We start from the raw sequence: 21771 nt of genomic DNA on the forward strand, positions 1-21771 counted from the left end.
GTACGTATGAAGAGTGGGGAAACCCACTCTTTCGGTTTATCTAGGTGTTTCACGAGACGGAATTTGTGGGAATACTACTCGCACGAATACCGTCTGTTTTATGAAACACAAGGAGGGTACAAATGACCAAGCGCAAAGTCACCGACATCGTCGAAGAGCTCGCGGCCCCGATTGTGGAAGGCGAGGGTCTCGAACTGGTCGACGTAGAGTACAAGAAGGAAGGCGCCAACTGGTTCTTGCGCGTGTTTATCGACAAGCCCGAGGGCGTCGACATCGACGACTGCAGCCGTGTCAGCGAAAAGTTGTCCGACATGCTGGATGAAGTGGACCCGATTCCTGACAGCTACTTTCTGGAAGTTTCCAGCCCGGGCGCAGAACGTCCGTTGAAAAAGCCGGCCGATTTCGAGCGTTCGATCGGCAAACAAGTATACATAACCACGTACGAACCGGTGGATGGACAGAAAACGTTCGAAGGGGTGCTTTCCGGCTATGACGGTGATGTAGTGACGATCACCGAAGCCAAGAAGACCGTCACCCTGCCAGCTGAGAGAATTGCCTCGGCTCGTCTTGCTGTCGTCTTCTAAATGGACGCCGGCGTCCGCTAGATAGGAGGAGCGAGTATCAAATGAACACAGATTTTATGGATGCATTGGAACAACTCGAGCGTGAGAAGGGTATTGCCAAGGAAGTTTTGATCGAAGCGATCGAAGCGGCCTTGATCTCTGGCTACAAGCGCAACTTCAACTCCGCACAGAACGTGCGGGTCGACGTCAACCGTCACACCGGCGTGGTTCGAGTCTACGCGCGCAAGACGGTCGTCGAAGAACCGTCCGACCCGCGTCTGGAAATCGCGCTCGACGCGGCGGAAGAGATCGACCCTGGCCTTCATATCGGCGACATCGTCGACATTGAAGTCACCCCGCGCGACTTCGGCCGCATCGCGGCGCAAACCGCGAAGCAAGTCGTCACCCAGCGCATCCGCGAAGCAGAGCGCGGTCTGATCTACTCGGCTTTCGTAGACCGCGAACACGATATCGTCACCGGCGTGGTGCAACGCCAAGACAGCCGTTTCTACTATGTAGACCTCGGCAAAATCGAAGCGGTGCTGCCGCTCAACGAAGTGATGCCGACGGAGAAGTTCAAGCACAACGACCGCGTCAAAGCGTACATCACCAAGGTTGAGAAGACCACCAAGGGACCGCAAGTCATGCTGTCCCGCACGCACCCGGGCCTGCTCAAGCGTCTGTTTGAGTTGGAAGTGCCGGAAATCTACGAGGGCGTTGTCGAACTGAAATCGGTGGCTCGCGAAGCGGGCTACCGTTCGAAGATCGCCGTGTTCTCCCGCAACGAGGACGTCGATCCGGTCGGCGCTTGCGTCGGCCCGCGCGGCATGCGCGTGCAGACGATCGTTAACGAGCTCAAAGGCGAGAAGATCGACATCGTCAAGTGGAGCGAAGACCCGGTCGAGCTCGTCGCCAACTCGCTCTCGCCGTCGAAAGTCGTCTCCGTTGACGTGGACGAAGAAAACAAAGTCGCCCGCGTCGTCGTGCCGGACTACCAACTGTCGCTTGCGATCGGCAAGGAAGGCCAAAACGCCCGCCTCGCTGCGAAGTTGACCGGTTGGAAGATCGACATCAAGAGCGAGACGCAAGCCGGCGGCACCCCGAGTGAGGCACCGGAAGGCGAAATGACGGATGAAACCGCATTTGCCGACAGCGACCTCACTGTGGCGGAAGAAGTTCAAGAGTAGTCGTCACCTAACTGAATACGTATAGGAGGGAGTTTCCACAATGAAAAAGATCCCTCTTCGCAAATGCGTGGGTTGTCAAGAAATGAAACCCAAGCGTGAATTGATCCGGATCGTGTACAATGCGACAGCCGGCAGTGTAGACCTCGACCCGTCCGGGCGCAAACCCGGACGCGGGGCTTACATCTGCCGCAACGTCCATTGTTTGACTCCGGCCCGCAAGAAGAAAGCGCTCGATCGCTCGCTGAAAACGTCTGTGTCTGACGCAATCTACGACAGCCTCGCCGCACAACTGGCCGAGGTGGAACCGGAGGGACCCGATGAGTGAACAAAAAATCGCGAATCTCTTAGGTTTGGCAAAGCGCGCCGGCGGCCTGATCACAGGCAACGACGCCTGCATGCAGGCGATCCGCTCCGGATCCGGCAAAGCATTGCTTGCCATCGTAGCCCAGGACACCGGTGACAACGCCATGAAAAAGTATCACGACAAATGCAATTCTTTCGGCGTTCCGTTGATCAAGCTGTTTGACAAGGAACGCTTGGGCCGCGCGGTTGGCAAAGAACACGGGGCTATCGTCGTGATCACCGACAAAGGATTTGCAAACCGCATACTCCAATTGTCGAATGAAGTGGACGGGAGTGAAGCCGATTGAGCAAATTGCGGGTGTATGAATACGCGAAGCAGCAGGACATGTCCAGCAAGGAGATCATCAACATCCTCGGCCGTGTGGGGGTTGAAGTCAACAACCACATGAGCGTGATGGATGCTTCGATGGTCGAGGCGGTGGAGACGTTCATGCGCAAAATCAAGGAAGAATCCAATCATCAATCTGGTGGAGAACGGAGAACTCAGGGGAATATGAATCAAAACAAGAAACCGAATGAAACCACACAGTCGCAGACGACCGAGGCCGCAGCAGGCAACGAAAAGGATTACGACACGCTCGTGCCGGATCGTGTAGCCAGAGTGGCCGCGCAACCGCGCAACCAACAGATCCCGAAGAAACCGGGTGCGACCGCGGGGGCGAAACCGGGCACCGGGGGTGCCAAACCGAACACCGGCGGGAACCAAAACCGCGGTGGCGGGAACAACCGAGGCGGCAACCAAAACCGCGGCGGGAACAACAATCGTGGCGGCAACAACCGCGGCGGGAACAACAACCGCGGCGGCGGTCGCGGCGGCAATCAGTATGCAGGCGGCGGCCGTCCGGCTCCGAAAGCGCCGGAATTGCCGAAGCAAATTGAGATCGAGGGGCCGATCACTGTCGGCGATCTCGCCAAATCGATGAAGCGCGAGCCTTCCGAAATCATCAAGAAGCTGCTCTTCCTCGGCATCATGGCGACGATCAACCAAGAGATCGACACCGATGCGGTTCAACTCGTCGGCGAAGACCTCGGCGTCACCGTCATCGTCAAAGAGCCGGTCGACGAAGAAGCACTCGACATGCTGATCGAAGAAGAGAATCCGGAAGACCTGCGCGAACGCCCGCCGATCGTCACGATCATGGGCCACGTCGACCACGGGAAGACCACTCTGCTCGACGCGATTCGCACGACCAACGTCACCGCGTCCGAGGCAGGCGGCATCACCCAGCACATCGGTGCGTACCAAGTCGAGATCAACGGCAAGAAGATCACGTTCCTTGACACCCCGGGTCACGCCGCGTTTACCGCGATGCGTGCACGCGGTGCGCAAGTCACCGACATCACCATCCTCGTCGTGGCTGCGGATGACGGCGTCATGCCGCAAACCGTAGAAGCGATCAACCACGCGAAGGCGGCAAACGTGCCGATCATCGTCGCGGTTAACAAGATCGACAAACCGGATGCAAACCCGGATAAAATCAAGCAAGAACTCACCGAGTACGGTCTCGTTGCGGAAGAGTGGGGCGGCGAAACGATCTTCGTCAACGTCTCGGCGAAGCAACGCATGCACCTCGAAGACCTGCTCGAGATGATCTTGCTCGTCTCGGAAGTCCAAGAGTTCAAAGCGAACAAAGACGGCCGTCCGCGCGGTTCCGTCATCGAGGCCGAACTGGACAAAGGCCGCGGCCCTGTTGCCACCGTTCTCGTGCAAAACGGCACGCTGCGCGTCGGCGACGTCGTCGTCTGCGGCACCACTTACGGGAAAGTTCGCGCCATGGTCAACGACCGCGGTCGCCGCATCAAAGAAGCAGGCCCGTCGATGCCGGTTGAGATCCTCGGTCTCTCCGACGTACCGTCCGCAGGCGATCCGTTCGTCGTGTACGACGACGAGCGCAAAGCTTCGAAACTCGTTGACAAGCGTGTGGCGAAACAGCGCGCCGAAGCGGTCTCCGCTCAAAACCGCGTCACGCTTGACGACCTGTTCAGCAAGATCAAGGAAGGCGAGATGAAGGAACTCAACGTCATCCTCAAAGCGGACGTTCAAGGCTCTGTTGAAGCCCTGCGCGGTTCGCTTGAGAAGATCGACGTGGAAGGCGTCCGCGTTCGCGTCGTCCACCAAGGCGTCGGCGCGATCAACGAATCCGACATCATCCTCGCGACCGCGTCCAACGCGATCGTCATCGGCTTCAACGTTCGTCCGCAGCCGAACGCAGAGAAGATGGCTGAATCGGAAAAAGTCGACGTCCGCCTCTACCGTGTCATCTACAACGCGATCGAAGAAGTTGAGTCCGCCCTCAAAGGGATGCTCGATCCGGAATACAAGGAAGTGCTCAACGGCCGCGCTGAAGTTCGCCAGACCTTCAAGGTCTCCAAAGTCGGCACCATCGCAGGTTGCATGGTTACCGAAGGCAAGATCGTGCGCAACGCAGAAGCTCGCTTGATCCGTGACGGCATCGTTCTCTTCGAAGGCAAACTCGATGCGCTGAAGCGTTTCAAAGACGATGCACGCGAAGTCGCAACCGGCTTCGAGTGCGGGATCACGTTGGAGAGATTCAACGACATCCGTGAAGGCGACATCATCGAGTCCTTCCAGATGGAACAGATCAAGATCGTCTAAGCCATTCAACTGAACATCGCTGTACCCTTGGAGTTGGGTCTCGCGTTCGCGCAGAGGCGCAACTCCAACTTCTACATACTGATCCAACTTACATCTTTGTACGAGAGGTGGAACCCACACATGGCCAAGATTCGCGTCTCCCGCGTCGGTGAACAAATCAAGAAGGAAATCGTGGACATCGTGCGCACGGAAGTCAAAGACCCGCGCGTCGGTTTTGTCACGATCACCGGTGTTGAAGCTTCCGGCGATTTGCAGCATGCAACCGTCTACGTCAGCGTCTTGGGCAACGATGAGCAACGCAAAGGCTCGCTCGACGCTTTGCAAAAAGCCACAGGCTTTATCCGCGCGGAAGTAGGCCGTCGCATCCGCCTGCGCCGTACCCCGGAATTGCACTTTAAGCTCGACACGTCGCTCGACTATTCTACCCGCATCTCCGAAGTGTTGCGGGATATCAAAGAGGGTGAAACCACCGATGAACCCGGAAATGAAACAGGCGTATAAAACCGCCGCGAAGTTTTTCCGCGAATACGATGATTTCCTCTTGCTTGTGCACGAGAAGCCGGACGGCGACGCTCTCGGTTCCGTGCTCGGCGCGGCCCACTTGTTGCAACAATTGGGCAAAACGTTCACGCTCGTCAACGACGACCCGATCCCGGACAAGTTTATGTTCCTGCCGATGGCCGATCAATTCTTGCTTCCGGAGAACGTCAAGACTCGTTTTCGTTCTGTGATTTCGTTTGACTGCGGCGACCGCAAACGCCTCGGTCTATCCGGTGACTTGATCGCCAGCGACGCGGTGATTTTGAACATCGACCATCACAAAACCAACGACTTTTTTGGCACGGAGAACCTCGTTGACCTCGACGCAGCCGCCACTTGCCAAATCGTCTACAAGATCTCCCGCGAAATGGAAGCGGAACTTTCCTTGGATGCGGCGACCTGCCTCTACACCGGCTTGGTCACCGACACCGGCGGCTTCCGCTACTCGAATACTTCTGAGGAAGTCATGTTGATCGCCGCTTCCTTGCTGAAACTCGGCGTCCAACCGTACAACGTCGTGGACAAAGTCATGGAGACGATGACGTGGCCGCAAGTGCTGCTGATTCGCTCGGCCTTGGAGAATCTCGGCCGCAGTGAGGACGGCAAGTACGCGTGGGCGGTCGTCACCCGCGACATGATTCACGCGGCGGGCGGTTGCGACGAAGATGTCGAAGGGCTGGTCAACTACCCGCGCAACGTCGAAGGCGTGGAAGTCGGCATCCTCTTGCGCGAAGCTGCACCCGGCAAAGTCAAAGTCAGTTTCCGCTCCAAGTATGTCGTCGACGTCGGCGCCATCGCGCTCGAATTGGGCGGCGGCGGCCATGCCCGGGCGTCCGGCTGCACGGTGGACGGGACTTTGGAGGAAGTGAAGGAACGCGTGCTCGCCCGCGTGGCACAGGCGATTTCCGAAGATGAGGCGGAACAGGCATGAACGGAATTCTCGTCGTTAACAAACCGGCGGGTCTGACCTCCCAGCAAGTGGTGAGCCGGGCCCGCCGAATTCTCGGAATGAAGAAGATCGGCCACACCGGGACGCTGGACCCGGATGTGACCGGCGTTTTGCCGCTGTGTCTGGGCACGGCAACCCGCGTGGCGGAATACTTGCTCGATCAAGCCAAAGCGTATCGCGGAGAAGTGACGTTCGGCTGGTCCACGTCTACGCAGGACGCTTCCGGCGAGGTGCTGGAGTCGGTGGACGAAGTGCGGTTGACAGAGGAAGCGGTGCGCTCGGCGTTTGCCGCTTTCCTCGGCCCGATCTCACAGATTCCGCCGAAGTATTCCGCGATTAAGATCGACGGCAAACGCGCCTACGACTTGGCGCGACAGGGGGAGGACGTCGAGATCCCGGCGCGGGAAGTGACGATCTACAACTTGGAGATCGAAGAGATGGACTTGAGCCTCCCGCATCCCAAAGTCCGCTTCACCGTCGAATGCTCCAAAGGCACGTACGTTCGCACGCTTTGTCACGACCTCGGACAAAAACTCGGCATCCCGGCGCACATGTCGCATCTCGTGCGCACGCGCTCCGGCCCGTTCACGCTGGAGATGGCGATGACGCTGGAAGAAATTCAATCCTATGTTGAGGACGGCACGATCGAGAGTCGCCTGCAACCGCTCGGCGCGGCACTCCCGCATGTGCCGGTGCATCTCGTGCCGGAAGTGCTGGAACGCCGCGTGCACAACGGCCGTGACTTCACGATCAAAAAAGTCCTGCCCGGTACGGACGTCGGGTCGCTGATTCGCATGGAATCGCGGGAAGGTCAATTGTTGGCACTGTACCGTGTGGAGTCCATTGCGGACGGTCAGACGCATACACTGCCGGAGAAGGTGTTCAAAGAGCAGGTACAGGGGTGAAAGAGAGACATGGAGATCCTGAAGATCAACGGTTTTCCAGAAGGTCTTGCCGCACGGCCGTCGGTGATGGCGCTCGGCAATTTTGACGGCTTGCACGTCGGGCATCAACAATTGATTTCCCGCGCCAAGGAATTGGCCGACGCTTCCGGGTTGCCTGCGAGCGTGCTGACGTTCGACCCGCACCCGCGCGTCGTATTGGGCCGCGGTCACTACAACAACTTGCTGACTCCGTTTGAAGAGAAGATGCGAGTCTTGCAAGGGATGGGTGTACAGACCACCTATGTGGTGAATTTCACAACCGACTTTGCATGCCTTACCGCCGAAGAGTTCGTGTTCAACTTCTTGGCGGGATTGAACCCGCAGACGGTGGTCGTGGGGTTTGATTACTCGTTTGGACGCGGCGGGATCGCCGACGCGTCCCTTTTGAAAAAACTCGCGGAACAAATCGGCATCTACGTGGAGATCGTCGGAGCGGTCAACCGCTACGGCGAGAAGGTCAGCTCCACGCTGATCCGCGAGAAATTAAGCTACGGCGACGTGCGGCTGGTGCAAGAATTGCTCGGCCGCCCCTATGTCGTCAGCGGTCATGTCGTGCACGGGGAGAAGCGCGGGCGACTGCTTGGCTTCCCCACGGCGAACATCGAATTGTCCGAATCGTACTCGCTTCCGAAAAACGGCGTCTACTTGGTGCGCGTTCACATCGGCGGCGACTACGGCGGGGTGTGGCACGCGGGGGTGATGAACATCGGCACGAAGCCGACGTTCCACGACCAGGCTCATCGTTCCTTGGAAGCGCATCTGTTCCACTTTGACGGCGACATCTACGGTCAACCCGTCTATGTGGAGCTGCTCGACTTCTTGCGCGATGAGAAAAAGTTCTTCTCCATCGACGAGTTGATCGCGCAAATCGGGGCGGACGTGCAAGAGGCGCAAGCACGCCTCGCGCAATACTCCGTCTAGGTCTGAATCCCGTTGGCGCTTGCATACACATGAAGCACAAGCGCTGGTGTTGTGCAAGGGAATCAGATATGCTATAATCTCTTAGTGGTTCTTAACGTCGTCCTACTAGACCCAGCTCCCGGCCTTACACGATCGTGAGAGCGAGGGATGGATGAGCCGTGAGAGTCCCATACGTCGATGAACGAGATGAGAAGTTGATGGAGTGGTGCCGCGAAGTGGCACGAATCTGCGTCAGCGATGAGTTTAAGCGACTCAACCGCGACTTGCTGAAATTCTATCGCAAGTCCGGGATGGACGATCCCTTTTTGCTGGCTTTTCAAGATTCGCTGTTTTCCTTGTTTACCGAGGGAGACGAGAATTTTCAGCAGTCGTTTGAGTACAACTGATCATGCGAGTCATCGTCACAGCCCATGCCAAGCAGCGCCTCTATGAGGGGCGGCAGCGAGGCATTCACGTGGACGACATCGTGAGAGCCGCGCGGCTGTTGCCGGGCGTTCTGCCGGTTGCGACGAGATTCCGGGGATTTATCTCCTTTAGCGGGAGAGCCTTTGACATTGTAGCCAAAGACATCGCACAGGGACGGCTGGTCATCACAGTCATCGGCAAATAACACTGCAACCATGAGCGCGGATTGTCGACTACACCGACGACATTCTGGGCCTTGGGGATATATAATAGGAGGTGTATTGAGATGGCACTGTCTCAAGACGCGAAAAAACAACTGATCGAAAACTTCCAAGTACACGAAACCGACACCGGTTCCCCGGAAGTACAAATCGCAATCCTGACCAACAAGATCAACTACCTGAACGATCACCTGCGTACGCATAAGAAAGACCACCACTCCCGTCGTGGCCTTCTGAAAATGGTCGGTCATCGCCGTAACCTGTTGAACTACCTCCGCAAGACGGACGTCAACCGTTACCGCGAAACCGTTGCGAAACTGGGTCTGCGTAAGTAACACTTGTAAGAAGCGGGAAATTTCTTTCCCGCTTCTTCTTTGTGTTGGGAATGATTTTTCTCGGGCAAAGAAGGAAATACTATCCTCAAGTGCGAAGTAATATAAGATTTAAGTCGTTCATACATAGGTCGATATCGAAAGCGATATCCGTAAGGAGGTATCTTGTATACCATGCACAAAGTCTTTACAACTACGCTTGGCGGACGCACGCTGAGCATCGAGATTGGTAAAGTTGCGAAACAAGCCAGTGGGTCTTGCTTCGTTCGCTACGGCGATACGGTTGTTTTGGCAACCGTTACAGCATCGAAAGAACCGAAGGACCTCGATTTCTTCCCGCTGACGGTCAACTACGAAGAGCGCCTGTACTCCGTAGGTAAAATTCCGGGCGGTTTCATCAAACGCGAAGGCCGTCCGTCGGAGAAAGCGATCTTGGCATCCCGCCTGATCGACCGTCCGATCCGACCGCTGTTCCCGGAAGGCTTCCGCAACGATATTCAAGTCATGGACATCGTTATGTCTGTAGACCAAGACTGCGCGCCGGAAATCGTCGCGATGATCGGTACTTCTGTTGCGTTGATGACGTCCAACGTGCCGTTTGAAGGCCCGATTGCAGGCGTCATCGTCGGCCGTGTAGATGGTGAACTGATCGTCAACCCGACCGTTGAGCAAGCCGCGAAATCGGACATGCACCTCGTGGTCGCGGGCACCAAGCACGCGATCAACATGGTCGAAGCGGGCGCGAAGGAAGTGACGGAAGCAGACATGATCGAAGCGATCATGTTCGGTCATGAACGCATCAAGGAATTGGTGGAATTCCAAGAGCAGATCGTCGCAGAACTGCAACCGGAGAAGATGGAAGTCGTTCTCCACGCAGTCGATGCGGAGATCAACGAAAAAGTCCGTGCCATGGCAACGGACAAGCTCAAAGAAGCGATCCGCACCTTCGACAAGCACGAGCGTGAAGCGAACATCACCGCTGTGAAGGACGAAGTGAAAGCGGCGCTGCTCGAAGAGCTCGGCGAAGAGAACTTCGGCGTACACTCCAAAGACATCAACGAGATCCTCTACGACATCGTGAAGGAACAAGTCCGCTACTCGATCGTCCACGAAGGCATCCGTCCGGACGGACGCAAGATCGACGAAGTGCGCCCGATCGAAACGGAAGTCGGGTTGCTCCCGCGCGCACACGGCTCCGGCCTGTTCACTCGCGGTCAAACCCAAGCGCTCTCCATCTGCACCCTCGGCGTGCTCGGCGATGCACAGGAAATCGACGGCATCGGCCTTGAAGAAGAGAAGCGCTTCATGCACCACTACAACTTCCCGCCGTTCTCCGTCGGCGAGGCGCGCCCGCTGCGTGCTCCGTCCCGCCGCGATATCGGTCACGGCGCTCTCGGCGAACGCGCGATGGAACCGGTCATTCCGGATAAGGAAGAATTCCCGTACACCATCCGTCTCGTCTCCGAAGTTCTCGAATCGAACGGCTCCTCTTCGCAAGCGTCGATCTGCGGTTCGATCCTCGCGATGATGGACGCGGGTGTTCCGATCAAAGCGCCGGTTTCCGGCGTTGCGATGGGCCTGGTTGCAGACGGTGACAAGATGACCGTCCTCACCGACATCCAAGGCATGGAAGACCATCTCGGCGACATGGACTTCAAAGTTGCAGGCACCGAGAAGGGCATCACTGCGCTGCAGATGGACATCAAGATCAAAGGCATCAACCGCGAAGTTCTCGAAACGGCGATGGAGCAAGCACATCGCGGCCGCGCGCACATCCTCGCCAAGATGATGGAAGCGATCTCCCAACCGCGTGAAGACCTCTCGCCGTACGCGCCGCGCATCATCACCCTGCGCATCAACCCGGACAAGATCCGCGACGTCATTGGACCGGGCGGCCGCGTGATCAACAAGATCATCGACGAAACCGGCGTCAAGATCGACATCGAGCAAGACGGCCGCGTGTTCATCGCTGCGACCAACGGGGAAGCAGGGGAGAAGGCGAAAGCGATCATCGAAGGCATCGTCAAGGAAGTCGAAGCAGGCGTCACGTACAACGGCAAAGTTACCCGCGTGGAGAAATACGGCGCGTTCGTCGAAGTTCTCCCGGGCAAGGAAGGTCTCGTGCACATCTCGCAACTGGGCGAAGAGCGTGTCGAGAAAACGGAAGACGTGGTCAAAGTCGGTGACATGTTGCTCGTCAAGTGTACCGAAATCGACCCGCAAGGCCGCGTGAACCTCTCGCACAAGGAAGCGATTCGCGAGCTCAAGGGTCTCCCGCCGTCTCCGCCGTCCGAATCCCGTCCGCCGCGTCGTGAAAACCGCGACGGCGACCGCGGACCGCGCGGTGATCGCGGCGGCGACCGCCGTCCGCACAACAGCGACCGTCCGCGTCAAGAAACCAAGCAGTAATCCCGCACGCTTTTCTTCAATTGAGAGATCGAAACCAAAGAGACAGACCGCCGCACGGCGGCCTGTCTCTTTTTTTCGGTCTAGCCCTGTGCTTTTGCGCATAGAATCCTCCTAGCACAGTGAGGAGGTACGAGCATGAAAACCAAGACGACCTCGACGGCGCGGCGGGTACAAGCCGGCAAACTGCTGGCCGCAGCGGCGGTGTGCCTGCTGCTGTACTCCGGCCTCAGCGATACGATGGCGATCAATACATACGTGCGGGATCTCAAAGGCATGGCGATTCCCGTACAGAGCTTCAACGTCCAAGAAAAAGCGGTTGCGCTGACGTTCGATGTCGGCGCATCCGACAACGAGCGCATCGCCGACATCTTGAATCAACTGCGGACCCAACATGTGCAGGCGACGTTTTTTCTAACGGGGGAGTGGGTGGAGAAGAATCCGCGCACCGCTTTGGAAATTGTCAAACAAGGTCATGAAGTCGGCCATTCTCTCTATACGTACCAAAAAGCAACAGCCCTTTCTGCCGCCGACCTGCAAGCGGAGCTCGACCGCTCCGACGCCGCTTGGAAAAAAGCCGGCCTGCCGGACTCCGCGCTGTTTCGCATCCCCTACGGCGACGCGCAAAACTCGAAAGGCCTACTCGCCAAACAGATTCGTGAACGCCACGAAGACCTGATTTCCTGGTCGGTCAACGCGGCGCCAAACGTTGGGCAAGACCCGGCGACCGTCTGGACGGGGTTGGAGAAGTCCTTGCAGCCGGGCGACATCCTCCGCCTGCGCACCGACGCCCAAACCTCAAAAGGATTGACGCAGCTCTTGCAACTCGTCCAAGGCGCCGGGTTCCAGTGGAGCACTTGCTCCGACCTGCAAGGGAAAGGGGGGAGCGGAACATGAGAAAGCCCATTCTCTCCTTCAAACTGCCGCGCGGCCGTCTGATCGCAGGGGCTGCCGTCGCGCTGCTGCTGGCGGGCGGCCTTTTTTGGAAGGGACAACCCAGACAATCCGGCGGACCGCTTGCTGTCGTCAGCGCGATGGCGGGCCATCAGGAGAAGTCGCTGCAACAGCGCGTGGAAATTTTGGCGGGTCAGTACGACGCCGAACCGATCGACGCGCGCAATGACCGGGTCTGGAAAGGCATCCCCGCCCTCAACGGCCTGAAAATCGACGTCGCTGCCACCGTCAAGCAAAACGAGAAAAACCCCGACGGCCGGCTCCAACTCGTCGCCAAACAAATTCCGCCAAAAGTAACCCTCGACGACCTCGGCGCGGTGCCGATCTACCGGGGCAATCCGGAAAAAAAACAAATGGCGCTCATGATAAATGTTGCGTGGGGAACAGAATATATAGAGGATATGCTGAAAACGCTGGACGAATGCGGCGTGAAAGCGACGTTTTTTCTCGACGGGTCGTGGACGGCCGACAACCCGTCCGTCGCCAAAGAGATTGTCGCGCGCGGGCATGAACTCGGCAACCATGCCTATACGCACCCCGACATGTCGAAACTGGGTGCCGCCGCGCAACAAAGTCAGATCGCCCGCACCAACCAAGCGATCCAAAAAGCGACCGGCATCACGCCGCGCCTGTTCGCGCCGCCGTCGGGCGCGTACAACGACACCACCGTCAAAACCGCGCACGGGCAGAAGATGCGGACGGTCCTCTGGACGCTCGACACCGTCGATTGGAAAAAACCGCCCGCTGCCACCATCACGAGCCGCGTGCTGAACAAAGCGGAAAACGGCGCGATGGTGCTGATGCATCCGACGGAACCGACGCGCGACGCTTTGCGTACCTTAGTGCAAGGGTTGCAGAAAAAAGGCTACGCTCTCGTCACCGTCTCGCAACTGCTCGACCCGGAGCGCCCCTTGCCCGCTCCGTAAGGCGTCAGGGCGTCAACTTGTTCCGATTGGAATGTTCTGTTATAGTAATGGCAGTTTCTATTAGACGCAACGTGTACGAGGAGGATGTCCTTGATCTACCGTGAAGTACTCCCGAACGGAATCCGTGTGGTCATTGAAGAGATTCCAACCGTTCGTTCCGTGTCGCTCGGCATCTGGGTCGGCACCGGTTCCCGCGATGAGAACCCGCAGAACAACGGCGTGACCCATTTTATCGAACATATGATGTTCAAGGGCACCGACAAGTTGAACGCCCGGCAGATCGCCGAGCTGTTCGACGGCATCGGCGGTCAAGTGAACGCTTTTACTTCTAAGGAATACACCTGTTATTACGCCAAAGTTCTCGACGAGCACTTCGGCCTTGCGCTGGAGACGCTGTCCGACATGCTTCTGCACTCGAAATTTGCCGAGGAAGAGCTGGTCAAGGAGCGCCGCGTCGTCATTGAAGAGATCAAAATGTACGAAGACGCGCCGGACGAACTGGTGCACGACTTGATCGCCGAGGTGATCTACCCGACGCACCCGCTCGGCTACAACATCCTCGGCACGGAGGAGAACTTGAACGCGTTCACCTCCCAAGACCTGTTCCGCTACATGGCGGACCAGTACACCACCGACAACATCGTGCTCGCCATCGCCGGCAACGTCAAGCGCGACGAAGTGCTTGCGCGTGCGGGGGAGTTGTTTGGCGGCATCAAGCAATCGCGCCGCGTGCACACGCTGGAGCAAGCGTCGTTTACCGCGGGGCAAGCGATTCGCCACAAAGCGACGGAGCAGACGCACATCGTGCTCGGGATGCCGGGCTTCCAGTACGACCACCCGATGATCTACCCCTGCATTCTCTTCAACAACATCCTCGGCGGCACGTCGTCGTCGCGTTTGTTTCAAGAAGTGCGGGAAGAGCGGGGCTTGGCGTACTCGATCTACTCCTACCACACGGCATACAAAGACAACGGCGTATTCGGCCTCTACTGCGGAACAGCACCGGAGCGGGCGCAAAGCGTGCTCGACTTGGTGGGCGGGATCTTCGACAACATCGTCCAGCAGGGCGTGTCGCAACAGGAATTGACCAAAGCCAAGGAACAGGTCAAAGGCTCGCTGATGCTGTCGATGGAGAGCACCTCTTCGCGTATGAGCCGCTTGGGCAAAAACGAACTGCTCGGCCGTCACAACACGCTCGACGAACTGGTCGCGAAAGTCCAGACCGTGACGCTCGATCAAGTGCATGAAGCAGCCAAACTGATGCTTGGCGGCAACCAACTGGCGATGGCCGCAGTCGGCCCGAACGAAACGCTGCAAGCGCCGCAACAGTCTTATTAAGTTGGAAAAAACAAACAGCCACGCGAAAGTACCGGCCCTCGGGCGGGTACTTTTTATTTTTGGGTATGCATAAGCCAATACGAGAGAGCGAACACGCCGGAGAGGGGCTGACGAAGAGATGAGACTGAGCGAATTGGCGGGCAAAGAGATGATCGACATGCAGACGGGGACGAAGATCGGGGCGTTGAGCGGGGCGGACCTGAGGATCGATGAAGAGACGGGGCGCATCGACTCGATCTTGCTGTCGGCGGGCGGGTCGCTGTTTGGCAAACGCCGGGAAGAGACGGTGATTCCGTGGGAGGCGATCGTGAAAGTCGGGCCGGATATGATCATCCTCGATTCGGAACATGCTCCGCGAGTCACCAGACAGAGAGCCCATGAATAGGATATCTCACTGCAACGCCCGCGGCATGGAGCTTCCCCGTTCTCGTGCTGCAAAGTCTACGAAGTCTATGCAAATGCAAGGGTTTGGCGTAAAATGTTCTGAAAGGGGCACCGGAGCATGCTGACTGGGATCAAAATGGCGTTCGTCGGCGGCGACGCCCGCATCATCGAAGTCATCAAACATGCCAGTGAACTGGATGCGGGCATCGTCTTGATCGGCTTCGACCAACTTGAGACCCCGCTGCCGGACACGGTGAAGGCGGAGCTCTCCCCCGATGTGTTTTCCGATGTAGACGCGATCGTCCTCCCGGTTTCCGGGATGGATGACGAAGGCAACGTGCAAGCACAATATTCTTCGAGCCCGCTGGTGCTTGACGAGTCACACTTTGAGGCAATGCCGCGGCACACCATGATCTTCACCGGCATCGCCCGCAAGCGTTTGGCGGAAACCTGCCAGGCGCGGGACTTGCGCTTGTTCAAGCTGATGGAGCTGGACGAAGTGGCCATCCACAACTCGATTCCGTCGGCGGAGGGCGCCATTCAGTTCGCGATGCAGAACACCGACATCACCTTGCACGGCTCCCATTCGGTCGTGCTAGGCTTCGGCCGTTGCGGCATCACGCTGGCCCGAATGCTTACCGGCATCGGAGCAAACGTCACGTGCTGCGCGCGAAGTGCGGCCGACTTGGCGCGGATCGAAGAGATGGGTCTTCAAGCTGTCCCGATGCAAGACTTGGCGGCGGCGGTGCGGGAGGCGCAGATCATCTTCAACACCGTGCCGGCGATGATCCTCTCCGCGCAGATCTTGGCCAAAGTTCCAAAGTCCTGTGTGATCATCGACATCGCCTCCAATCCGGGCGGTACAGACTTCCGCTATGCAGAGAAACGGGGAATCAAAGCCATTCTGGCTCCAAGCCTGCCGGGGATCGTTGCCCCCAAAACAGCCGGTCAGATTTTGGCACGCACGTTGTGCCGGTTGTTGCGGGAGAACGCATAACCGGAGGTATCGACCATGGATCTCAAAGGAAAGACGATAGGCTTTGCATTGACCGGTTCGCATTGCACCTATGCGGACGTTCAACCGGCGCTGGAAGAGCTGGTCAAGATCGGAGCGCGCGTCATTCCGATCCTCTCCTATACAGTGCAGTCGACGAGCACCCGCTTTGCAGAAGCGGACGAATGGGTTGCCACGATTGAGAGAATCACCGGGGAGAAAGCGATTCGCTCCATCCCGGAGGCGGAACCGCTCGGCCCTTCCAAACTGTGCGACGTGGTGCTGATTGCGCCGTGCACCGGCAACACCCTCAGCAAACTGGCCAACGCGATGACCGAATCGCCGGTGTTGATGGCGGCCAAAGCCACGCTGCGCAATGAGGCGCCCGTGGTTCTTTCGATCTCGACCAACGACGGGCTGGGCTTGAACATGGCCAATTTGGCGCGGTTGATGGCGACCAAGAACATCTTCTTCGTGCCGTTTGGTCAAGACGACCCGGTGAAGAAGGTCAACTCGTTGGTCGCGCGCAACGAGATGATCATCCCGACCTTGGAAGCCGCACTGGAGAAAAAACAAATCCAACCGGTGCTCGTGGAGAAGTGGCGGGATTTACAAAAATAACAAGCAAGATCTATTGAGGAGATGGAATACCAGATGGAGAAAAAGGATCGCTACAATGTCGCGGTGGTGGGAGCCACGGGCGCAGTCGGACAAAAAATCATCGAAACGCTCGAAAAACGCAATTTTCCGGTGGGTGAGTTGAAACTGCTTGCGTCCGCACGCTCCGCAGGGCAGCAAGTGCAGTTCCAAGGCCGCACCTACACGGTTGAAGAAGCGCTCCCGGAGGCGTTTGAAGGCATCGACTTCGCCCTGTTCTCCGCTGGTGGCTCGATCAGTGAGAAACTCGCGCCGGCTGCTGTGGAACGCGGCGCCGTCGTCATCGACAACACCTCGGCGTTCCGCATGGTGCCGGAAGTGCCGCTCGTCGTGCCGGAAGTCAACCCGCACATGATCGGCCAACACCAAGGCATCATTGCCAACCCGAACTGCTCGACCATCCAGATGCTGGTCGCGCTCAAGCCGCTCTACGATGCGTACGGCATCGACCGCATCATCGTCTCCACCTACCAAGCGGTTTCCGGGGCGGGGCAGAACGCGATCAACGACCTGCTCGACCAAACCCGCGCGATTCTCAATGGAGAGCAACCGGAACCCAAAGTGCTGCCGGTTGGATCGCTCCCGAAAAAACACCAACAGGCGTTCAATGTCATTCCGCAAATTGACGTCTTTACCGATAACGGTTTTACCAAAGAAGAAATGAAGATGGTCAACGAGACCCGCAAAATTTTTGGCGACCCGGACATCCAAGTCACGCCGACCACCGTGCGCGTGCCGGTGCTCTACGGGCACTCCGAATCGGTCTACGTCGAGCTCAAAAACTCGTTTGACCTCGAAGAAGTCGTGCAACTGCTCCAAGGAGCGCCGGGTGTGAAAGTCATCGACAACCCGGAAGCCCAAGAATACCCGATGGCGGTTACCGCAGAGGGCTCTTACGATACGTTCGTCGGACGCATTCGCCGCGACTTGTTCCATCCGCGCGGCTTGAACATGTGGATCGTATCCGACAACGTGTTGAAAGGCGCCGCTTGGAACGCGGTGCAGATCGCTGAGTACATGGTGAAAACCAGATAGAAGGGGACACTATGCGTATCTTAGTCCAAAAGTTCGGCGGGACTTCTGTCGCGAAACGCGAGACCCGCGAGCAAGCCATCGAGCATATCATGGATGCGCGCCGGGAGGGCTACAGCGTCGTCGTCGTCGTTTCCGCGATGGGGCGCAAGGGCGACCCGTACGCAACCGACTCCCTGCTGTCGATCATCGACGAGAAGGACCGCACGAACCGTCGGGAACTCGACTTGCTGATGTCGTGCGGCGAGTTGATCTCCGCCGTCGCGTTTGCCGCGCAGCTGCGCGGACACGGCGTCGAGGCGACCGTCTTGAACGGTCCGCAAGCGGGCATCGTCACCAACGAAGACTACTCGCGCGCGCAAATCGTCACGATTCAACCCAAACGCATCCTCCAAGAGCTGGAGAAAGACCGTGTCGTGATCGTCACGGGGTTCCAAGGCGGGGCTCCAAATCACGAGATCACGACGCTTGGAAGAGGTGGAAGCGACACGTCGGCCACCGCGCTTGGAGTGGCATTGGATGCGGAGATCGTGGACATTTTCACCGATGTGGAAGGGATCATGACGGCGGACCCGCGCATCGTGGACAACGCGACGCGGCTGCAGACGGTTACCTACACGGAAATTTGCAACTTGGCCTATCAGGGCGCGAAGGTCATTCACCCGCGCGCCGTCGAAATCGCCATGCAAAAAAACATCCCGATCCGCGTCCGCTCCACGATGAGCAAGGACGAAGGGACGCTGGTCACCTCGTCGCATGAGAGCGACCGGATTGAGGATTATCTCGGAGACCGCATGGTCACCGGCATTACCCAGACGGCGAACGTGACGCAGATCAAAGTGTTTGCCGAACCCGGTCAGCATTTGCCGATGCAGCGCAACGTGTTTCGTGCGATGGCGGAGCACGGCATCTCCGTGGACTTGATCAACGTCAACTCGCGCGGCGTCGCGTACACCGTCACCGACCGCGACACGCCGGAAGCGCTTCGCGTGCTGCGCGGACTGGGCTATGAGCCGGAAATCGCGTCCGGATGCGCCAAGATCGCCATCGTCGGGGCGGGCATCGCCGGCGTGCCGGGGGTGATGGCGTTGATCGTCGACGCCATCGTCTCCGAGGACATCGAGATTTTGCAATCGGCCGACTCGCACACGACGATTTGGGTGCTTGTGCGCGGCACAGACATGGTGAAGGCCATCCGTGCCCTCCACAACAAATTTCAATTGCACCAACGATAGACATAAGGATGGTGTCAAATTCATGACATTCGGAAGACTGGTGACCGCGATGGTCACCCCGTTTGACCAAGACTTGCAAATTGATTTCGATCAGGTAGACGCGTTGGTCGAACACCTCATCGCGACCGGAACCACTTCGATCGTCGTCTGCGGGACGACCGGCGAATCGCCGGCCCTCTCGCACGACGAGAAACTGGCGCTCTTCAAGCGCGTCGTCGCTACGGCTGGGGGCCGCGCCAAAGTCATCGCCGGGACCGGCAGCAACTCCACGGCGGACAGCGTGAAATTCTCGCAAGAAGCCGAGGCTGTAGGTGTCGACGGGCTGTTGCTCGTCGTCCCGTACTACAACAAACCCTCGCAGGAAGGGATGTACCAGCACTTTAAAGCGATTGCGGAATCTGTGAAGATCCCGTGCATCCTCTACAACATCCCGGGCCGCACCTCGATCAACATGGAGGCGGAAACCACGCTGCGTCTCGCCGAAATTCCGAACATCGTCGCGACCAAGGAATCGAGCGGCGACTTCGGGCAGATCAGCGAGATCACGTCGCGGGCGCCGGAGGGCTTCCTCGTCTACAGCGGAGACGACATTTTGACCCTGCCGATGCTGGCAGCGGGTGCGTACGGCATCATTTCCGTCGCGTCCCACGTCGTCGGCGACGAAATGACGCAGATGATCAACGCTTTCGTCGAAGGCCGCACCACCGACGCCGCGGACTGGCACAAGCGCTTGACCCCGATCTTCAAGGGGCTGTTTCTCGCCACCAACCCGACGCTGGTTAAAGCTGCGCTGCAGATGATCGGCATGAACGTCGGCAGCGTGCGCCTGCCGCTCGTCGAAGCGGAGGAAGCGGTCGTGAGCGTTGTGCGCAAGCGCCTCGGTCAACTGAAACAACTGCATGCCTGATAAGAGCTGCCAAAAGACTCGGTCCGAAAACGGATCGGGTCTTTTTTTGGCGGGGGTGTAAAACTAATTTCATTAATGTAAGTGCAATTCATTAATTTAGTTATTGCTTTAAGACAGAGGAAAATCCAGAAAATCATACAGGTTCGGACTCTAATTCTCGATAATGGCGGGATCGGCAGGATGAAAAAATCCCGCAGTCATATTAACATCATAAACAGAAAGACCAATAAAATTTATGATAGGAGTGAAAGAAATGAAGAAGATCACGAAAATCGCAACCGTAATGGCAGTAGCAGCTCTCGCAGTCGCAACCACCGCAGGTGCAGCACAAACCGCTTCCAAAGTGAAAAACGGCGTCACCCTGACCGGTAACCTGGTCCTGGTATCCGGCGGCGCGCAACCGACCGCGTACGCAACGTCCTCCACGTCCGCTCCGGTGGGCAACCTGGTCGCTTCGCTGCACACCTACTACGGGGACGGCGGCATCGATTACGGCGGCCACTCTGACTCGGTGAACAACGGCACCTTCGTAGCTTCCTCTTCCAACACCTTGGCAAACACCTCCGGCCATTTCGCAGGCTACCATCAATTCACCGACTCTGCTGCAGGCTTTGCAGTCGTTTCGACTTCCCTCAGCTTCTAGACCCTCAGACGAGTAAAAAACAAGACAACTCCTGTCACGGTGCTCGTGGCGGGAGTTGTTCCTACTTAGGCAGGTGTTTGACTCATGAAAAAAGCGGGCGAGTTGCTCTGGTTGGTGTTGCTTGGACTGGTGCTCGGGTTCGGGATTGTCTTCGTGAAAGTTGAGTTTTTTGACAAGCCGGATGAGCAGATGCAGGCCCAACAAGTGCTGCAACAGATGAAGGATCAAGACCTCGGGTACAACGTCTCGTTGGAAGCTCCGGCGAACAAGCAGTTTGAAATCGACATCTCCAACCTGCAAGAGTTTCAGTACCCGGTGAATGTGCAAAACTTCTCCGGTCATGACGGCACGTTCTCGCTGCTGGTTTATCTGGATTACAAGCAGCAAAACGAGCTGACGATGACGTTTCCTCTCAAAAACAAAGAAGAGAAACTGGTGCCGCTGCACTTTCCGGTGAGTGACTTGGGAGAGGGCGCACATGCGCTGGTGCTCTCGCTGATCGCGGATTCGAACCAGATGACGAGTCAGAGCGCGGCCCAAGAGCCGAGCGAGTTTTTCGGAACGGCGGGGAGGTACACGCTGATCAAACAGGAAAGCGACACCTTCCAAAACGCGCCGGTTCCCGCGCCGAGCGAGGTTACCCGCGACGCCAACGGGTTTCAGGGCGTGTTTTTAAGCCCCGAAACCGCCGATCTCGACACTTTCAAAGTTCCGCCGAAGCAAGTCAACGCCAAAGCGGGGCAGACGGTGCGGTTCTCCGTCCGCATGGGCGGCGATCCGGAAGTGGAAACCTACTTGGCTTGGGCGACGCTTGGCTGGCAGCAGATTCCGTGGGAGAACGGAGCGCCGTATTGGTACGCCAACGTTCCGGCCGGCAAATTTGCCGTCAAAACGTTGAAGTTCACCGCGCCGGTACAACCCGGCGACTATGAAGTCGCGAGTTTCGTGGCGGAAGATCCGTTTACCAGACAGGACCTGCAGCACGTGAGCCGCTTGAATGTCCATTCTTCGTTCCGATTCACCTTGCACGTAGAATAAGAGAAGAAAAGACCTGTGCGGCGGAGAATCGTGCAGGTCTTCGCATGAGAGTGCGAAGTTTGTTTCCGTTTGTGTCGAAATTGGTATTGTGGTGTTGAAGCATGCGTGATAAGATAACTCTTGTCGCCGCGAGAGACATCCGGTTGACGAGATTGTTCCTTGAAAACTGGATAGCAAACTTTGTGATTCAAGACATCGAATCAATGTATGTTCTT

General features: G+C 57.5%; 24 protein-coding genes. All 24 read left to right on the plus strand.

Translation table 11 applies throughout. From position 1 onward, the window contains the following. The first annotated feature begins 122 nt into the window (after positions 1-122). The 24 genes from rimP (at position 123) to EL26_RS12280 (ending at position 21556) form a co-directional block, all read left to right on the plus strand. Positions 123-584 (plus strand): ribosome maturation factor RimP, encoded by a 462-nt coding sequence (gene rimP, locus EL26_RS12165; protein ID WP_038088959.1) that lies wholly within the window; start codon positions 123-125, stop codon positions 582-584. 41 nt (positions 585-625) lie between these two features. Continuing rightward, complete coding sequence (gene nusA, locus EL26_RS12170; RefSeq protein ID WP_038088962.1) at positions 626-1750, plus strand: transcription termination factor NusA; 1125 nt, start codon at positions 626-628, stop codon at positions 1748-1750. Between the two features lie 40 nt (positions 1751-1790). After that, positions 1791-2075, plus strand: a complete 285-nt coding sequence (gene rnpM, locus EL26_RS12175; protein WP_038088966.1) for an RNase P modulator RnpM — start codon at positions 1791-1793, stop codon at positions 2073-2075. Then, positions 2068-2400, plus strand: a complete 333-nt coding sequence (locus tag EL26_RS12180) for a L7Ae/L30e/S12e/Gadd45 family ribosomal protein (RefSeq protein WP_038088969.1) — start codon at positions 2068-2070, stop codon at positions 2398-2400. Before rnpM ends, EL26_RS12180 begins: the two co-directional genes overlap by 8 nt. A 38-nt stretch (positions 2401-2438) precedes the next feature. Next, positions 2439-4730 (plus strand): translation initiation factor IF-2, encoded by a 2292-nt coding sequence (infB, locus tag EL26_RS12185; protein WP_081857158.1) that lies wholly within the window; start codon positions 2439-2441, stop codon positions 4728-4730. 120 nt (positions 4731-4850) lie between these two features. Next, entirely contained in the window at positions 4851-5231 is a 381-nt protein-coding gene (gene rbfA / locus EL26_RS12190) for a 30S ribosome-binding factor RbfA (RefSeq protein WP_038088975.1), read from the plus strand. After that, positions 5203-6201, plus strand: a complete 999-nt coding sequence (locus tag EL26_RS12195; RefSeq protein WP_038088978.1) for a DHH family phosphoesterase — start codon at positions 5203-5205, stop codon at positions 6199-6201. Before rbfA ends, EL26_RS12195 begins: the two co-directional genes overlap by 29 nt. Continuing rightward, positions 6198-7124 (plus strand): tRNA pseudouridine(55) synthase TruB, encoded by a 927-nt coding sequence (gene truB / locus EL26_RS12200; RefSeq protein ID WP_038088981.1) that lies wholly within the window; start codon positions 6198-6200, stop codon positions 7122-7124. Before EL26_RS12195 ends, truB begins: the two co-directional genes overlap by 4 nt. Positions 7125-7133: 9 nt before the next feature. After that, on the plus strand, positions 7134-8084 hold the full coding sequence (locus EL26_RS12205) for a bifunctional riboflavin kinase/FAD synthetase (RefSeq protein ID WP_038088984.1): 951 nt from the start codon (positions 7134-7136) through the stop codon (positions 8082-8084). Between the two features lie 158 nt (positions 8085-8242). Continuing rightward, a complete protein-coding gene (locus EL26_RS12210; RefSeq protein WP_038088985.1) occupies positions 8243-8470 on the plus strand; it encodes a hypothetical protein in 228 nt (75 codons plus the stop codon). Between the two features lie 2 nt (positions 8471-8472). Beyond that, complete coding sequence (locus EL26_RS12215; RefSeq protein WP_038088990.1) at positions 8473-8694, plus strand: hypothetical protein; 222 nt, start codon at positions 8473-8475, stop codon at positions 8692-8694. Positions 8695-8775: 81 nt separating this feature from the next. After that, positions 8776-9045, plus strand: coding sequence for a 30S ribosomal protein S15 (gene rpsO / locus EL26_RS12220; RefSeq protein ID WP_038088993.1), 270 nt, complete (start codon positions 8776-8778; stop codon positions 9043-9045). 171 nt (positions 9046-9216) lie between these two features. After that, positions 9217-11451: a polyribonucleotide nucleotidyltransferase gene (gene pnp / locus EL26_RS12225; RefSeq protein WP_081857157.1), complete on the plus strand. Its 2235-nt coding sequence runs from the start codon at positions 9217-9219 to the stop codon at positions 11449-11451. Between the two features lie 135 nt (positions 11452-11586). Further along, positions 11587-12345, plus strand: a complete 759-nt coding sequence (locus EL26_RS23775) for a polysaccharide deacetylase family protein (RefSeq protein WP_052036299.1) — start codon at positions 11587-11589, stop codon at positions 12343-12345. Continuing rightward, on the plus strand, positions 12342-13328 hold the full coding sequence (locus EL26_RS12235; protein WP_052036300.1) for a polysaccharide deacetylase family protein: 987 nt from the start codon (positions 12342-12344) through the stop codon (positions 13326-13328). The genes EL26_RS23775 and EL26_RS12235 overlap by 4 nt, the downstream gene beginning before the upstream one ends. 84 nt (positions 13329-13412) lie before the next feature. Continuing rightward, positions 13413-14666, plus strand: coding sequence for a M16 family metallopeptidase (locus EL26_RS12240; protein WP_038088995.1), 1254 nt, complete (start codon positions 13413-13415; stop codon positions 14664-14666). A gap of 118 nt (positions 14667-14784) precedes the next feature. Next, the gene (locus EL26_RS12245; protein WP_038088996.1) at positions 14785-15051 is read left to right on the plus strand and encodes a YlmC/YmxH family sporulation protein; all 267 of its coding nucleotides are present in this window, start codon (positions 14785-14787) and stop codon (positions 15049-15051) included. Between the two features lie 117 nt (positions 15052-15168). Next, positions 15169-16047, plus strand: a complete 879-nt coding sequence (dpsA, locus tag EL26_RS12250) for a dipicolinate synthase subunit DpsA (RefSeq protein ID WP_038088999.1) — start codon at positions 15169-15171, stop codon at positions 16045-16047. A gap of 15 nt (positions 16048-16062) precedes the next feature. Then, positions 16063-16665: a dipicolinate synthase subunit B gene (locus EL26_RS12255; RefSeq protein ID WP_038089001.1), complete on the plus strand. Its 603-nt coding sequence runs from the start codon at positions 16063-16065 to the stop codon at positions 16663-16665. 33 nt (positions 16666-16698) lie between these two features. Continuing rightward, entirely contained in the window at positions 16699-17736 is a 1038-nt protein-coding gene (locus tag EL26_RS12260; RefSeq protein WP_038089004.1) for an aspartate-semialdehyde dehydrogenase, read from the plus strand. 11 nt (positions 17737-17747) lie between these two features. Then, positions 17748-18968 carry an aspartate kinase gene (dapG, locus tag EL26_RS12265; protein WP_038089008.1) on the plus strand — a complete coding sequence of 407 codons (1221 nt, stop codon included), beginning with the start codon at positions 17748-17750 and terminating at the stop codon, positions 18966-18968. A gap of 22 nt (positions 18969-18990) precedes the next feature. Further along, entirely contained in the window at positions 18991-19875 is an 885-nt protein-coding gene (gene dapA, locus EL26_RS12270) for a 4-hydroxy-tetrahydrodipicolinate synthase (RefSeq protein WP_038089011.1), read from the plus strand. Positions 19876-20128: 253 nt separating this feature from the next. Next, positions 20129-20518, plus strand: coding sequence for a hypothetical protein (locus EL26_RS12275; RefSeq protein ID WP_038089014.1), 390 nt, complete (start codon positions 20129-20131; stop codon positions 20516-20518). 84 nt (positions 20519-20602) lie between these two features. Beyond that, positions 20603-21556: a hypothetical protein gene (locus EL26_RS12280; RefSeq protein WP_038089017.1), complete on the plus strand. Its 954-nt coding sequence runs from the start codon at positions 20603-20605 to the stop codon at positions 21554-21556. The last annotated feature ends 215 nt before the right edge of the window (positions 21557-21771 follow it).

It is taken from the genome of Tumebacillus flagellatus (assembly GCF_000714935.1).
Classification (GTDB): Bacteria; Bacillota; Bacilli; order Tumebacillales; family Tumebacillaceae; genus Tumebacillus; species Tumebacillus flagellatus.